At 65.7% G+C, this 13,554-nt stretch carries 18 protein-coding genes; 12 read left to right on the plus strand and 6 right to left on the minus strand.

Annotated features, from left to right (window positions below; translation table 11 throughout):
* Positions 1 to 102: 102 nt before the first annotated feature.
* The 7 genes from AC5P8J_RS17160 to AC5P8J_RS17190 all read left to right on the plus strand — a co-directional run bounded on the left by AC5P8J_RS17160 (position 103) and on the right by AC5P8J_RS17190 (position 6,485).
* Positions 103 to 1,029 carry an XVIPCD domain-containing protein gene (locus AC5P8J_RS17160; protein ID WP_019660867.1) on the plus strand — a complete coding sequence of 309 codons (927 nt, stop codon included), beginning with the start codon at positions 103 to 105 and terminating at the stop codon, positions 1,027 to 1,029.
* Positions 1,026 to 1,661 carry a hypothetical protein gene (locus AC5P8J_RS17165; RefSeq protein WP_494533702.1) on the plus strand — a complete coding sequence of 212 codons (636 nt, stop codon included), beginning with the start codon at positions 1,026 to 1,028 and terminating at the stop codon, positions 1,659 to 1,661. The genes AC5P8J_RS17160 and AC5P8J_RS17165 overlap by 4 nt, the downstream gene beginning before the upstream one ends.
* 2 nt (positions 1,662 to 1,663) lie before the next feature.
* Positions 1,664 to 2,677, plus strand: a complete 1,014-nt coding sequence (locus AC5P8J_RS17170; RefSeq protein WP_308305881.1) for an XVIPCD domain-containing protein — start codon at positions 1,664 to 1,666, stop codon at positions 2,675 to 2,677.
* Positions 2,678 to 2,862: 185 nt separating this feature from the next.
* A complete protein-coding gene (locus AC5P8J_RS17175; protein ID WP_495216996.1) occupies positions 2,863 to 4,008 on the plus strand; it encodes a YncE family protein in 1,146 nt (381 codons plus the stop codon).
* 144 nt (positions 4,009 to 4,152) lie between these two features.
* Positions 4,153 to 4,728, plus strand: coding sequence for a hypothetical protein (locus AC5P8J_RS17180; protein ID WP_494533700.1), 576 nt, complete (start codon positions 4,153 to 4,155; stop codon positions 4,726 to 4,728).
* 76 nt (positions 4,729 to 4,804) lie between these two features.
* Positions 4,805 to 5,380: a hypothetical protein gene (locus AC5P8J_RS17185; RefSeq protein WP_494540097.1), complete on the plus strand. Its 576-nt coding sequence runs from the start codon at positions 4,805 to 4,807 to the stop codon at positions 5,378 to 5,380.
* A gap of 40 nt (positions 5,381 to 5,420) precedes the next feature.
* Positions 5,421 to 6,485: an XVIPCD domain-containing protein gene (locus AC5P8J_RS17190; protein WP_494540096.1), complete on the plus strand. Its 1,065-nt coding sequence runs from the start codon at positions 5,421 to 5,423 to the stop codon at positions 6,483 to 6,485.
* A 63-nt stretch (positions 6,486 to 6,548) separates the two neighbouring features.
* On the opposite strand, the gene AC5P8J_RS17195 is transcribed toward AC5P8J_RS17190, so the two are convergent.
* Together AC5P8J_RS17195 and AC5P8J_RS17200 are read right to left on the minus strand one after the other, a co-directional pair.
* Positions 6,549 to 6,965, minus strand: coding sequence for an XVIPCD domain-containing protein (locus tag AC5P8J_RS17195; RefSeq protein ID WP_180877762.1), 417 nt, complete (start codon positions 6,963 to 6,965; stop codon positions 6,549 to 6,551).
* A 75-nt stretch (positions 6,966 to 7,040) separates the two neighbouring features.
* Positions 7,041 to 7,520 carry a nuclear transport factor 2 family protein gene (locus AC5P8J_RS17200; protein ID WP_494540095.1) on the minus strand — a complete coding sequence of 160 codons (480 nt, stop codon included), beginning with the start codon at positions 7,518 to 7,520 and terminating at the stop codon, positions 7,041 to 7,043.
* Positions 7,521 to 7,746: 226 nt separating this feature from the next.
* On the opposite strand from AC5P8J_RS17200, the gene AC5P8J_RS17205 reads away from it, so the two are divergent.
* Together AC5P8J_RS17205 and AC5P8J_RS17210 are read left to right on the plus strand one after the other, a co-directional pair.
* Entirely contained in the window at positions 7,747 to 8,559 is an 813-nt protein-coding gene (locus AC5P8J_RS17205) for an alpha/beta fold hydrolase (RefSeq protein WP_227853694.1), read from the plus strand.
* Between the two features lie 9 nt (positions 8,560 to 8,568).
* Positions 8,569 to 8,742, plus strand: coding sequence for a hypothetical protein (locus tag AC5P8J_RS17210; protein ID WP_167692772.1), 174 nt, complete (start codon positions 8,569 to 8,571; stop codon positions 8,740 to 8,742).
* A gap of 90 nt (positions 8,743 to 8,832) precedes the next feature.
* Here the strand turns inward: AC5P8J_RS17210 and AC5P8J_RS17215 are convergent, their stop codons facing one another.
* Positions 8,833 to 9,513 (minus strand): hypothetical protein, encoded by a 681-nt coding sequence (locus tag AC5P8J_RS17215; RefSeq protein WP_134731152.1) that lies wholly within the window; start codon positions 9,511 to 9,513, stop codon positions 8,833 to 8,835.
* Between the two features lie 133 nt (positions 9,514 to 9,646).
* Here AC5P8J_RS17215 and AC5P8J_RS17220 point away from each other — a divergent pair, with 133 nt between their 5' ends.
* Both AC5P8J_RS17220 and AC5P8J_RS17225 read left to right on the plus strand, forming a co-directional pair.
* Positions 9,647 to 10,297, plus strand: a complete 651-nt coding sequence (locus AC5P8J_RS17220) for a hypothetical protein (RefSeq protein ID WP_227853693.1) — start codon at positions 9,647 to 9,649, stop codon at positions 10,295 to 10,297.
* 70 nt (positions 10,298 to 10,367) lie between these two features.
* On the plus strand, positions 10,368 to 11,336 hold the full coding sequence (locus AC5P8J_RS17225) for a polysaccharide deacetylase family protein (RefSeq protein WP_134731148.1): 969 nt from the start codon (positions 10,368 to 10,370) through the stop codon (positions 11,334 to 11,336).
* A gap of 3 nt (positions 11,337 to 11,339) precedes the next feature.
* On the opposite strand, the gene AC5P8J_RS17230 is transcribed toward AC5P8J_RS17225, so the two are convergent.
* The 3 genes from AC5P8J_RS17230 to AC5P8J_RS17240 form a co-directional block, all read right to left on the minus strand.
* A complete protein-coding gene (locus AC5P8J_RS17230) occupies positions 11,340 to 12,266 on the minus strand; it encodes a class I SAM-dependent methyltransferase (protein ID WP_494540094.1) in 927 nt (308 codons plus the stop codon).
* Positions 12,247 to 12,627 carry a hypothetical protein gene (locus AC5P8J_RS17235; RefSeq protein WP_227853692.1) on the minus strand — a complete coding sequence of 127 codons (381 nt, stop codon included), beginning with the start codon at positions 12,625 to 12,627 and terminating at the stop codon, positions 12,247 to 12,249. The genes AC5P8J_RS17230 and AC5P8J_RS17235 overlap by 20 nt, the downstream gene beginning before the upstream one ends.
* A gap of 69 nt (positions 12,628 to 12,696) precedes the next feature.
* The gene (locus tag AC5P8J_RS17240; RefSeq protein WP_049459186.1) at positions 12,697 to 13,113 is read right to left on the minus strand and encodes a hypothetical protein; all 417 of its coding nucleotides are present in this window, start codon (positions 13,111 to 13,113) and stop codon (positions 12,697 to 12,699) included.
* A gap of 120 nt (positions 13,114 to 13,233) precedes the next feature.
* On the opposite strand from AC5P8J_RS17240, the gene AC5P8J_RS17245 reads away from it, so the two are divergent.
* On the plus strand, positions 13,234 to 13,488 hold the full coding sequence (locus AC5P8J_RS17245) for a hypothetical protein (protein WP_227844382.1): 255 nt from the start codon (positions 13,234 to 13,236) through the stop codon (positions 13,486 to 13,488).
* The last annotated feature ends 66 nt before the right edge of the window (positions 13,489 to 13,554 follow it).

The following is a 13,554-nucleotide window of genomic DNA, read 5'->3' on the forward strand; positions in this document are numbered from 1 at the left end:
CAGCATGCCAGTCGTGGCCTCAACTTTGTCCTCCACCTGCCCCCCATCCCACCTATGCCATCATCCGCCCAGGACCGCAGCACCCATCAAGGCTGAACAGGCATGGAGCAGGCAACACGCTACACGGTAACCCTTTATCTGGCCGCCCCCGGCACCCCGCTGAAGAGTGGGGGCATCTCGCCGCGCGGCCACATGTACCTGCAGGTCGCTGCGGGCGACGAGGCCCACAGCTATGGCTTCGCACCACCGCGCCACGCGCCGGGCGAAGCCCGCACCGGCGTGCAGTACGCGCAGGTGCGCCACGATGATGCCGACGAACATCTGGACCCGTACTACAGCCGCACCCTGGAAATCACTGAGGAGCATTACGGCTGCCTGCGTGATTTCGCCGAGGAACCGGCCGAGTTCGAATTCGACGTGGATCGCCCGGCCACCATCAACCGCTGCAGCGATTTCGTCTGGGCGGCGCTGCACTACGCCGGCCTGCATCCGCTACCGGCCCCGCTGGACGGAAGCAGCAACCTGGGCGAGTTCGCGGTGCTGTTCAACCTGCCGGAAATCCAGTGCATTGCCGCGCCGTTCCCGGGCAGCGATCTGAATGCCGAAACCCACCACGCGATGCCCGAGCGCGAGGCCGAACATCATCGCCAGGGCGACCGCGCGATCGATGAACCGCCACCGACGCCGATCGAAGTGGCCGGCACGCTGCTGGACCCCTCACATCCGGACCATCGCCTGTTCTCGCAGCTGATCCAGAAAGTGGCCGAACTGGATGCCGCGCACGGCCGCCCGTTCGATGCGGCCAGCCAGCGCATCAGCGCCAGCCTGCTGGTGCTGGCCAAGCAGAACAATCTCTCGCGCGTGGACCACGTGCTGCTCAGCAGGCCGACCCAAAGCAGCCATGCGGCGGAGAGCATCTTCATCGTGCAGGGGGACCGCAACGACCCGGGGCACCGCCGCGCCAGCATCGCCACCGAGGTGGCGGCCAAGACCGATGTGGCCGATTCGCTGCGGTTGAAGGAGCAATGATGCTGCCACTGCGGCGGGGGCTGGTGGTACTGGCGGTGCTGGGCGCGCTGGCGGCATGCCGTGCGTCACCAGCGCCGGAGGTTGCGCCGCCCCTGCTGACGCGCGCACAGGCCGAGGCGCGCACGGTTGTGCCGTTCACGCGGGCCGTGCAGTTGCAGAAGGCCGGTCGGATTGCCGAGGTCACGTTTGATTTGCCGGCGCCCCAGAAGCCGGCCATTCCGATCCTGAACATCGGGTTGCGGCTGCAGGATACCGATGCGCGACGGCTGCTGGATGCTTCGGAGAAGATCACGCTGGGACGGCTGCCAACGCGGCTGCGCCTGGAGCGTATTGATGGCGGTGCACCTGGTCCTGTGCAGCTCTGGCAGCGTACTCGCGATGGACGCGATTCTCAGAAAATCGGGGAGGATGGCGTGGTAACAGACCTGACGACGGGGAGCGTGGACATCAACAGCTTGGCCGAGGCCGGGTTGTACTCTGAAGAGGTGCTCTATCGCACGCTGCAGTTGGCGCAGGTCGGAGGCATTGCACCCGGGCGCTACGTTCTGCGGGTCGACCTTGTGGAGGATCGACCCCAGCTGAATGGCCTGAAAGCAGAACTGATCGTTGGCTACCAATCACTAGGAAAGTAGACATGCACAAGGACGATGCCGAACGCTACAGCGTAACCATCCATCTGGCGGCCCCCGGCACGCCGCGCTACGGCCGTGATGCTGAGGGGAACAGGTTTCTGCTGGAGCCCTCGTTCGCGGGCCACATGTTCCTGTCGCTGCGCCGTTCGGGTGAACCCTTGCCGGAGAGCATGGGTTTCACCCACGCAGGCACCAAGGACGAGCCGAACAGGGGCAAAGTCGATGACATGGACGTGTGGGTCTACGACAAGCCCCGCTTCGAGCGCACGATCGAGATCAGCAAGGAGCAGTACGACCGCATCCTCGAGTTCTCCGCAGACCCGAAGAAACACGGCTTCGACATGAACTACGACTTCTTCTCCAACGCCTGCACCGATTTCGCGTGGGGTGCCCTGAACCACGCAGGGCTGCGCCCGGTGGGGCTGGCCGGGGAGATCACCAACTACGAGGGCGCTACCAGGGTCCTGGACAACATCCGCGCCGTCAATGCCATTCCGCAGCAGGTGAAGGGCAGCGAGCTGGACAAGGTGCAGTGGAACCCGATGCCGAAGCAGACGTTCCGCGAGTGGATGTTCACCGAGAACGGCGAGCAGTGGCGCGGCAACAGCGTGCTCGCGGCAAGCGGCACGCCCGCAGACCCGGCGCACGACGATCATGCCCGCCTCAACCAGATCCACCAGCAGGTGGCCGACCTCGGCGCTTTCGGTGCGCGCAACGGCAATGTCAGTGCCAGCCTGCTCGCGCTGTCGAAGGAGCAGCAATTCTCGCGCGTGGACGAAGTGGTGCTGGGCGAGCAGCGCGGTGATACCGCACCGAAGCTGTTCATCGTGCAGGGTGACCGCAGTGACCCGGCACACCAGCGCGCCAGCATGCCGGCGGATTTGGCTGCGCAGGCACCGGTGGAGGCCTCGTTCGATCGCGTCGCGCAGTTGCAGCAGAACGAGCCGCAGCGAGACGCGCAGCGCCTGCAGGAGGAGCAGCAGCTTCAGCAGAGCCACGGTCCACGGATGGCATAGCCGCGGGCGCAGCATCGAGGTCGAGCGTCGGCCATGCCCGCGCCGGCGCACGTCACGCCCCCCACCTGCTACCATTCCCCCGCAACCCCAGCCAGCCCACCCCGCGCAGACAGATGCGGGGCGGGCCGTCGCAGTACGGCCCAGCGAGCCAGGACACCCTCCCGTGCCCATTCAAGGACGCTCGCATGTTCCGTAATCCTCTCTTCCGCTCGGCCGCCCTGGCCGTTGCCGTTTCGCTCAGCCTCGGCGCGCCCTCGGCCTTCGCCGACAACGCTCCCGCCGCCAGTGCCACCGCCGCTGTGCAGCGCCAGGCCGTGGCCAAGGGCCTGTACGAGCTGGCCTACAGCCCGAAGCAGAACGCCGTGTTCGTGGCCTCCTCCGGCGGCTTCGGCGATGACGCCGGCCCGGCCCAGGTGCTGCGCCTGAACCCGGCCACGCTGGCCGTGGAAACCCGCATCCCGCTGGAGCGCAAGGCGTTCGGCGTGGTGCTGGACGACGCCCACGACCGCCTGTACGTGGGCAACACCGTGGACCTGTCGGTGACCGTGGTCGACACCGCGCAGAACAAGGCCGTGGGCACCATCCAGTTGATGGAGAAGAAGACCGGCAAGGACGGCAAGGCCGCCTACACCTACGACCTGCGCGAGCTGGTGGTCGACAGCGCGACCAACCGCCTGTACGTGACCGGCCACAGCAGCCAGCCGGACGTGAGCAGCGTGCTGTTCGTGATCGATACCACCACGCTGAAGGTGATCAACACCATCGACGGCCTGGGCAATGCCAAGGCGCCGGGCCTGGCGCTGGATGCGGCCAACAAGCGCGTCTACACCAGCAACCTGCTGGCCGACCTGGTGGTGGTGGGCACCGATTCGAACAAGGTAGTGGCGCAGCACAGGATCGCCGCCGAGCAGCCGATGAACATCGCGCTGGATCCGGCCGGCAAGCGCCTGTTCGTGACCGACCAGGGCTCGGAATTCCTGCGTGGTTACCAGGCCAAGAGCAGCGGCCTGGTCAGCAAGCACCCGGGCCAGCGCGTGCTGGTGCTGGACCGCAGCACCGGCAAGGAACTGGCCAGCATTCCGACCGACGCCGGCCCGCTGGGCATCCTGCTGGATGCACCGCGCAAGCGCCTGTACGTGACCAACCGCGAAGCCGGTACGGTGACCGCCTACAACAGTGACAGCTACCAGAAGGTGGCCACCTACACCGTGCCGACCCACCCGAACAGCCTGGCGCTGGATGCGAAGAACAACGTGCTGTTCGTCAGCATCAAGAACGGCGAGAAGGATGACAAGGGCGCTGACGAGAGCGTGGCGCGCATCCAGCTGTGATGCGCTGACGCCGGGTCCCGCCCGGCGACGCGCCGCGTGAAGAAGGCAGGGTGCAGGCCCTGCCTTTTTCTTTGCCTGGTTGCAGTGCCCAGCGCCAACCCGCTAGGGTTGAAGCCCATGGCAGGGAGCCAAAGGATCTGAATCGTGCTGGATATCCACCGCTGGCTGCGCGTCGGCCTGATCTTCACGCTGGCGGGCGTACTTGGCGCCTGCAACAGCCGCGTACCGGATGCGCTGGAGCTGCTGGATCTGGTCAAGCCGATCAACGTGGCCGAGTCCGGCCAGGCGGTGCGGTTCGAGTTCGAGACGAATGCCCGCAACTTCCACCCGGGTCGCACCTATGCGCTGGAGCTTGAGTTGCAGCACCAGGGGACGCGAAAGCCCGACGAGCCTGACGTGGGCACAATGAGGATCCCGTTCGAGGTGACCCTGCAGCAATGGCGTGCTGATGCCTGGAAGGATGTTCCCACCTACGACAGCTTTCAAGCCGGGGTGCTCAATGCCGGTGAGCAGCTTCCGGAATGGCATGCATCCAGCGAATGGCGGTATACGTCGCCGCACATGGGCAGTGATGGCCAGTACACGATGAGCCTGGTTGCTCTGCCAGTGGAAATTGACTCCCGCTACCGCGTGGACGTGCGCACGGTGCAGAGGACAGAGGCACTGCAGGGCTACTCGGCCCGTTTTCGGATCCATGCCGCCCGAACCGCTGGAAAGTAATCAATCGCCTGGTTGCGACGCCGTTGGTCACCCGCTAGGGTTGAGGCCTATGGCAGGGAGCCAAAGGATCTGAATCATGCTGGGTATCCACCGCTGGCTGCGCGCCGGCCTGATCTTCACGCTGGCGGGCGCACTCGGCGCCTGTAGCAGCCGCGTACCGGATGCGCCGGAGCCGCTGGATCTGGTCAAGCCGATCGACGTGGCCGGGTCCGGCCAAGCGGTGCGGTTCGAGTTCGAGACGAATGCCCGCAACTTCTATCCGGGTCGTCCCTATGTTCTGGATCTTGAATTGCAGCGACATGGACCCGGGCCTGACAGTGAGCCTGACATGGACAATGTTCATGTTCCCTTTCAGCTGTCCCTGCAGCGCTGGGTCGCAGGTGCCTGGCAGGACGTTGCAACGTCTGATGTCTATCAGGCACGGGCGCGCAATCTGGGTGAGCCGCTCCCCGAATGGCATGAGTCGGCAGACTGGCGTTACGCGCAGCAGGTATCGATGGACGCCAGCCGATACAGGTTGAGCATCGTCACGCTGCCGATAGAAATGGGTGCCCGCTACCGCCTGGATGTGCGCACGGTGCAGCCCACCGCTGCGCTCCAGCATTACCCGGCGCAGCTGCGGGTTCATGCCGACCCACTCTCTGGAAAATAGACGTCATCCCACTGCTGGAAGGAACTGAAGGATTTTTCTTATGGATAAGCCGCGCTACACCGTAGAAATAGTCATTGCCGCACCTGGTACGCCGTTGGTGGACGAGAGAGGTGTACAGAAAGTTGTGGACGGGGTTCCGCAGACATCCGGGCCCGGACACATGTTCTACGTGCTCCATGGGCCGGACAAGACCACGCGGAGTTTCGGCTTCGCGCCTACGGAGCATGGAAGCATGAACGGGCCGGGCGAGGTCATGAAGACCGATGCGGTCGAGTACAGGAACCCGCATTACAGCCGCACGCTCGAGATCAGCGAGCAACAGTACAGAAAGCTTGAGGCCTTCGGTGCGCACCCGGATAAGTACGGCTTCGATCTTCAATACAAGGACGTGCGCAACAACTGCGTGGACTTCACCTGGGAAGCCTTGAACCACGCAGGCATCCAGCGGAAAAGCAGCATCGACGTGAACGCGTTGGGAGGTCCCGCTGGCCAGCTTCTTCCGGATGTTCGCATTCCTCTTGACATCAAGGGGGCGGGCAAGGACGCATTCCGACCGCTGCGCAACATCCACGGTGTGGATAGCATTGATCCGCCGTTTCCGGACAGCGAGCTCAACCAGAGGAAAACCAATCCCCTGCCGGAGCGCAGTCTCAAGCAACACATGCTGAGTGATGCCGAGGGCATGGGCGAACGAAGCGGTGATCTTCTGGCCCGGCACAGCAACGACCCGCTGCTCTCGCAGATCCACCAGGGCGTGGCCCGGCTCGATGCAGAGCGGGGCCGTGCCTTCGATGCCACCAGCGAGAACATCAGTGCCAGCCTGTACGCGCTGGCCAAAGCCAATGGCCTGACCCAGGTTGACCATGTGCTGTTGAGCGATCGCACCGCGCAGCCCGACGCTGCGCAGAACATCTTCATCGTGCAGGGCGAGCGCAACAATCCGGCACAGCTGCGCGCCAGCATGCCAACAGCGGTGGCTGCGCAGACACCGGCAGAAACTTCGTTCGAGCGTGCCGAGCAGCTGTCGCAGTCTGCACAGGTGCGTACGCAGGATGAGCTGCAGCAGCGCCAGGTGCAGGAGCAGTCCGGTCCGCGCATGGCCTAGCGCAGCAAGCGCCACGGCGAGCCGCCGTACTCGCGCTGGGCCGCCAGTAACGCTGGAGGCGGCTCAGCCCAGACGGTGTGCCGGGTTCTGCTGCTGCTCCTGCTCACGGGCCTGCTGTTCGGGCACTAGCCCCACGGCCGGCTGCTGCGGGGCCAACCCCAGCTTCTGCATCGACTGCTCCACCGGCGTCTGCGCCGCCACCGCGGTCGGCATCATCGCGCGCAGGTGCGCCGGATTGGCCGGGTCGCCCTGCACCACGAAGATGTTGTGTCCTGCCGGATGGTTGGCCGTGGCGTTGCTGACCAGCACATGGTCGACCTGCTGCAGGCCCTGCTCGCGGGCCAGCACAGTCAGGCTGGCGGTCAGGCGTTCGCTGGTCTGGTCGAACGCACGGCCATGCTGGGCATCCAGAGCGGCCACGCCTTGGCGGACCTGCTGGTTGAGGCCGTAGTCGGGGTGGTTGGGGGTGAGTTCTGCCATGGCGATCGAACGGTAGCGGTGGGTCGGGGTGAACCCCTTCAGTATAAATCCGGCCGGTGAAGGGCGCCGGAAAGGTCAGTCCGCCGGCCGATGGTCGTAGCTGATCACCCGTTCGGCCAACCAGCACCCGTCCACGCGGCGCCAGACCTGGATGAAGCGGGCCTGGCCGGTCCAGCGTTCCACGCCATCCTTGCCGCGTTCATGGAAGCGGTGGTTGCCGATTTCGAGCGCCCGCTCATCGTGCAGCGGGAAGACCTGCAGCGAAGATTCCACCAGCTCGCGGCGCAGCTGCCAGCCACCCTTGCGCGCGCTGCTGCACAGGGTGGCCACGCTGCGACGGAAGTCCTCGCGGCTGCTGGCCGACTTGCCGTCCTTGTCATGGAAGAACTCCATGTCCTCGGTCGTCATCGCGGCGGCCCTGTCGGCATTGCAGGCCTCGAAGGCGGCGGCGAACAGCTGGGTGTCGGCCTGGTGGATCTGCTCGCGCAGGGAGTCGGCGGGCGCTGGCGCGGCAACGAGGCCGGCGGCCAGCAAGGGCAGGGTGGGCAGCAGCATGGTGAGGCTCCAGGGAGGGTTCACGCAGGCTCGCATGGCGTTTGGGCCACTGCAGCCGGCGTCCGACGAAACGGCCCTTCCACGGAGTGAACGTCCGCATTGGCGGCCCGGCGCCAGCGTCGGGGCCGTGGCTGTGCAGGCGATGTCATGAGCGGCCGGGATTCCCTCACGGCCGCCACAGGGCACGGCCACTAGCCTGAACGCCTCCCTTTCCACAGGAGCGCCCATGCCTGCTTCCCGCATCCGCCTGCACGTTGAAGACACAGGGGGCCACGGCCGCCCGGTCATACTGATCCACGGCTGGCCGCTGTCCGCCGACGCCTGGAGGACGCAGGTGACGATTCTGCGCGACGCTCAACACCGGGTGATCAGCTACGACCGGCGTGGCTTCGGCCGCTCCGACAAGCCGGCCGAAGGTTATGACTACGACACGCTGGCGGCGGACCTGGCGGGGTTGATCGAGGAACGTGACCTGCGCGACGTCACCCTGGTCGGCTTCTCGATGGGCGGCGGTGAGGTGGCGCGCTATGTGGCCAACCACGGGCAGGAGCGCCTGCACAGCGTGGTGTTTGCTGCCGCCGTGCCGCCGTACCTGCTGCGCAGTGATGACAACCCGGAAGGCCCGCTGACCCAGGACAAGGCTGACGAAATGCGCAGTGGTCTGAAGAAGGATCGCGAAGCGTTCTTCGACGGCTTCACCCGCGATTTCTTCAGCGCCAACGGCAAGCTGATGGTCACCGAGGAAGCGCGCCAGGCGGCGATCGCGCTGTGTCATCAGTCCGACCAGACGGCAGCGCTGGGCTGCATGAAAGCGTTTGCCACCACGGACTTCCGCGATGATCTGAAGAAGATCACAGTGCCCACCCTGATCCTGCACGGTGACAGCGATGCCATCGTTCCGTTTGAAGGCTCTGGCCAGCGCACGCACCGGGCCATTGCGGGCAGCGAAGTGGTGATCCTTGAAGGCGCGCCGCACGGCTGCAATACCAGCCATGCCGACCACTTCAATCTTGCCCTGCTGAACTTCCTGAAGCGGTAAGCTGCGGCCATGCGCGAACCGAAGATGCCACCGTGGAAGAAGCCCAACCCCAAGGGCCAGACCTCGCAGCCGCTGTCGCCTGCACAGAAGGAGGCGGCGCGGCAGCGGGCGGAAGAGAATGGGCGGCGCTATCCGAATCTGGTGGACAACATGTGGGCCGCCAAGCTGCCGCGCGGACTGTGATCTGTAGAATTGAGCCATGCTCGACTCCGCTCTGCATCCATCCACGCATGCGTGGATCTACTGCAAAAGCAGCCGAGCGTGGGCTCGGCTCTACAGCTTGGCCAGCGGCTTCCAGCCGGGTTCCATCCAGGGCGCGATCTTGTTCTGGCGGACGGTGATGGCCTCAACTGGTACCCCAGCCAGGCGTGCAAGCTCCGCACGCAGCAGCTCGGCATCCACCGACATGGCCGTAGCCACCTGCAGCCGATCACCCTGATGTCTCACCTGTACCGGTAGCGTGGCACGCGCGTCCTGCTGGCCGCCGGTGCGGCCGATCGGGTAGCGCATTGTTACCGGCCGTGACAGCTGCGCCAGTGCGGGCTGCCACGCCTGCAGCACGAGGGGCTGCCCGGCAGCGGGAACATGTATTTCCGCAATCGTGGCTGGGTAGCCGGTGAGGCTCTCGACCATGACCTGGAAGCGCGCGCCATCTGGTACGGCCAGCACGGCGGCGATCAATACGCACAGCGAAACGAATACCGCCGCCAGGATCCAGCTGCGCGGCGCGGTGGCCGGTCGAGTCGCGTTGCGCAGCCCCGGTTTGCGCCGCAGCTTGCGCGCGTAGATACGCCGGTCCTTCCTGCGCGGGCTGCTGCTGTGCTCAGGCAGGTTCAAGGGAACGCGCGGAAGGCGCGCCACGCGGGCCTGGATCAGGCGCGAGAGCAGCATCCACGCGATCACGAACGCCAGCAGCGGGAGCAGGGTTCGCACCCACAGATACAGCGTGACCATCCACAACACCTCTACAGACGACCATCCATGCTCGTCTACATCCTACCGGGACCACGCGGTGGTTGTCGTATACGCCAGCCGACAGGCACAGGATGCTTGGTTAGGATGGTCCTTTGTTGTCATGGATGAACCGATGGTCTCTGCCGCTGCCCGCTTCTGTCGCATCTGTGGTCCCGGCCCGATCCTGCTGGCGCTGCAGGTGGTGGCGTTGCTGGCGGTAGGCCTTGCAGCCGGCTTCTTCCACTACCGTGTGGGACTGCTGCTGGAGCCGGTGGATGACGCATGCGGTGGGCCCGACGCGGCCGCACGCATACAGGTGGCCGAACAGCTGCTGGCGCGATCCACTGCGCTTGCACCGTGGCAACCGTTGCAGTGGATTCCGATGGCGGGCGTGGTGCTCGCGCTGCTGGGCGCGATGTCGATCAGCGTCTATCGGCTGGGGCGGTTGTCCGGACGGCTGCGGCGGGCCAACCGGGTCTTGATGATGCTGCATGGCGCGTTACTGGTGCTGGCGGTGCGGGCATTGCATCTGTACGACATGGCATGGACCAGTGTGGCCAAGCTGGCGCCGACAACCTGCCTGATGGAACTGGGCAGTTTGCCGCTGGCACAGGCGCAGGAGGTGGTGTTCGAGATCCTCACCCACGAGCATGCCCCGCTGCTGCGCAATCCCGATGATCTGGCCCTGGTGCTGGTCGCAGTGATGCTGATGGCGATGGCTGCAGGATTCATGTTGTGGCGGGCGATCGTGCGCGAGCGGGAGGTGCAGTCGCCCAGCCCATAGCAGCTGCATGCCCGACCAGGCGTTCTCAATCACGCTAAAGTCCGTACTTCGCCCCTGCAAGGAAGTGCTGATGCGTTGGTTGCTTCGCGCTGTACCGCTACTGCTCTGTTCGTTGGCGGTACACGCCGCTGAAGTAGATCGCCGGATTGCGGTGACCATCGACGACCTGCCCTGGGCGCGGGTGGATGAGATCGTTCCGCCGGACCTGCAGGCGCGGCATGAAGCGCTGATGGACCAGCTGCGCGAGGCAGGCGTGCCGGTGGTCGGCTTCGTCAACGAGAACAAGCTTGAGATCGACGGGCAGATGCAGCCGGCGCGGGTGCAGATGCTGCGCGACTGGCTGGACGCCGGCTACATGCTGGGCAATCACACCTACTCGCACATGGACCTGAACGCCAAGGGCGTGCCTGCGTTCCAGCGGGATTTCCTGCGTGGCGAGACGGTGCTGCGGCCGTTGCTGGCCGAGCGCGGGCTGAAGCCGCAGTGGATGCGTCACCCCTATCTGCGTGCGGGGCGCACGCCGGAAGACCGCGCGGAAATGGACGTGTTCTTCAAGCAGCTTGGCTACCGCGTGGCGCCGGTGACGGTGGACAACGGCGAGTGGGTGTGGGCGTTCGCCTATGCCAACGTGATGAACGAGCAGGCGGATTCGCCCGCGCGCGCGGCGACGCTGGCGCAGCTGCGCAAGGGCTACGTGCCGTACATGCTGAACAAGCTGGACTATTACGAGAAGCAGTCGCAGGCGCTACTTGGGTACGCGCTGCCGCAGGTGTGGCTGATGCACGCCAATGAGCTCAACGCGGCGACCTTTGCCGAACTGGTCGCGGCCACGAAGCGTCGCGGCTATCGCTTCATTTCATTGGACGAGGCGATGCGTGACCCGGCCTACGCGCGGGGTGCCGAGGGCTACAACGGCCGCTATGGCCCGAGCTGGCTGCACCGCTGGGCGATGGCGCAGAACAAGCCGAAGGACTTCTACGCCGGCGAACCCGAGGTGCCGGCGTGGGTGATGAAGCTGGCCAAGGTCGACTCGGAGTGACGCTCAGCGCTTGACGGCCAGCACGCCGTCCAGCGCCAGTTCGGCCTTGAAACCCGCCTTTTCCAGGCGCTTGGCCACTTCACGCGGCACGTCGCGGCCGCTGGTCAGCTTGTTCGGCGCGCCGGTGTAATGGAACAGGCGGCCGCCCTTGCGGATGACGCGGGCGAGGTGGTCATAGAACACCTGGGAGTACAGCTCGCCGGCGATGCCGAAGCGCGGTGGGTCGTGCAGGATCGCATCGACACTGTTGCTGGCCACCTGTTCGATCTGCTGCGAGACGTCACCGTGGCTGAACTGCAGGCGGCCACCGGCGGCAGCCGAGTCTGGATCCGGCGACCACGGGTTGAGCGTGCGCAGCCACATCACATCGGCGTTCTTCTCGAACGAACGGATCTGGCCGACACCGGCTTCCAGCGCACAGGCGGCGAAGTAGCCCAGGCCACCGCAGGTATCGAGGATGACCTTGCCGGCCGGGGCGACCAGCTCCACCTTGCGGCGTGCATCCTCGAACGGCGACAGCTTCGAGGTCGGCAGCATCTTGATGCCGTCGATCTCGAAGGTCGGTGCGCCCCATTCGGTCGGCACCAGCTTGATCAGCGAGCCGCTGTAGCGCGAGATCGGCGCGAAGTCCTCGCCATCCCAGTAGTACAGCGTGCGGTCCTTCAGCTTGCCCGGCCACGGGTAGGGCTGGCCCCGGAAGCGGAAGCCGTCGGCATCCAGCACCACGCTGTCCTCGCTGCGGCCGAGGTCGAGCGAGCCCTGCCAGTCGGCGGCGCCCTTGTCATGGGCACGGCGCAGGGTGTCGGCGCTGTCGCGGGTCAGCAGGGGGCCGGTGTAATGGGGCACGGCGGGTACCGGGGCGGTTCGGGGGAGGGCATGGTACCGCAGCTGTTGTAGAGCCAAGCCGATGTCAAAGTAGGTCCATGCCATGCGTGGATGCAGGCAGGGAGGAGTCGGGCGTGGGCCCGACGCTAGCGCTAGTGCAGCTGTAACCGTGTGTGGTCCCTTCCCCCGCGATCATGCCGACGCCACGCGACGGCTGCATGCCCTGCCGCGCGCACGATCGACGATGGGCCTCCTGGGTTTGCGGTGGCTGCCGATCGAAGTCGTAGCGCATGCGGCCGTCCTCCTGCAGCAGCCAGTGCACGATGACGCGCTCCTTCGTGCCATCGCCGAGGTCCCAATCCAGAGTGCGCATTATCAGGATCTGGCCATCGGGCAGCTGCCGGACTTCGTCATAGGCACCCTGGGTCTTCGGCGCGCTTACCGCAAGCAGCAGAAACAGCAGCATTGGCATCGCTCCTCAAAGAAGACAGGATGCGCCCATAGTGCCCTGAGTCGCCATCAGAATCATTGCGTCTTACGGGCACTTCACCGCATACACCGGCCCAGCACCGATCAGCATCAGCGCCATGTAGTCACTATCACTGGCCTTGCCCTTCAATGTCGCGTCCTTGTTGAAGTGGAAGATGCCGAAGCCGCCCGCCATGCGGATCAACGCGCTGTCGATCTGCTCGGCGTCATCGCGGAAGTAGCGGCTGATCTCGCTGCGGGTGGCCTTGTGCAGGGCATTCGGCTCGCGTTGCCACTGGTCGCCGCGGCTGAAGGAGACGAAGTACTGGCCGCCTTCCCTGTCGATGCGGAAGTCGGCCGGTTTGCGCGCGCCGGTGGCGAAGCAGCCCTGCAACGGATCGGCGCTGAAAGGAAGCCCGGCATCGCCACTGCAGGCGGTGAGCAGCAGGACGGCACCGGGCAGCAGCAGGCGGAGCATGCGCATGGGATGTCCCTACAGGGCAGGTGCGGCTAGTGTAGGCGGCACTCGGGCGTCGCCCGTACAGAAATTCGGCAAGAACAAAGGGGTTTTCGGAGGGCGCAGGGCAAGGCACCGTGGTGCGGCATGGCCAGTTGGCTGGGGATCGCTGTGGGTTGGGGGGCCGGCACATTGGCGGCGCAGGCGGCGGCAGCCGCAGGCGGCAATGGCATGGCTGCGGGATTGGGCGTGGGCGTGCTGGGCGCGGCGCTGGTGGGTGGCGGCCTGGCGGTGGCTTCGCGCGTGCGCGGTGAGCGTTGGCCGTGGATCGGCATCGGTGGTGCGGTGCTGAGTGCGCTGCCGCTGCTGATGTACCTGCTGCGGATGATGCTGAAGCTCTAGCGGTAGTGCCGGCCGCTGGCCGGCAACACCGGATTGTTTCCGGAGCCCATGAGGTTGCCGGCCAGC

The sequence above is a fragment of the Stenotrophomonas sp. YJH_SMC_37 genome (assembly GCF_059370035.1).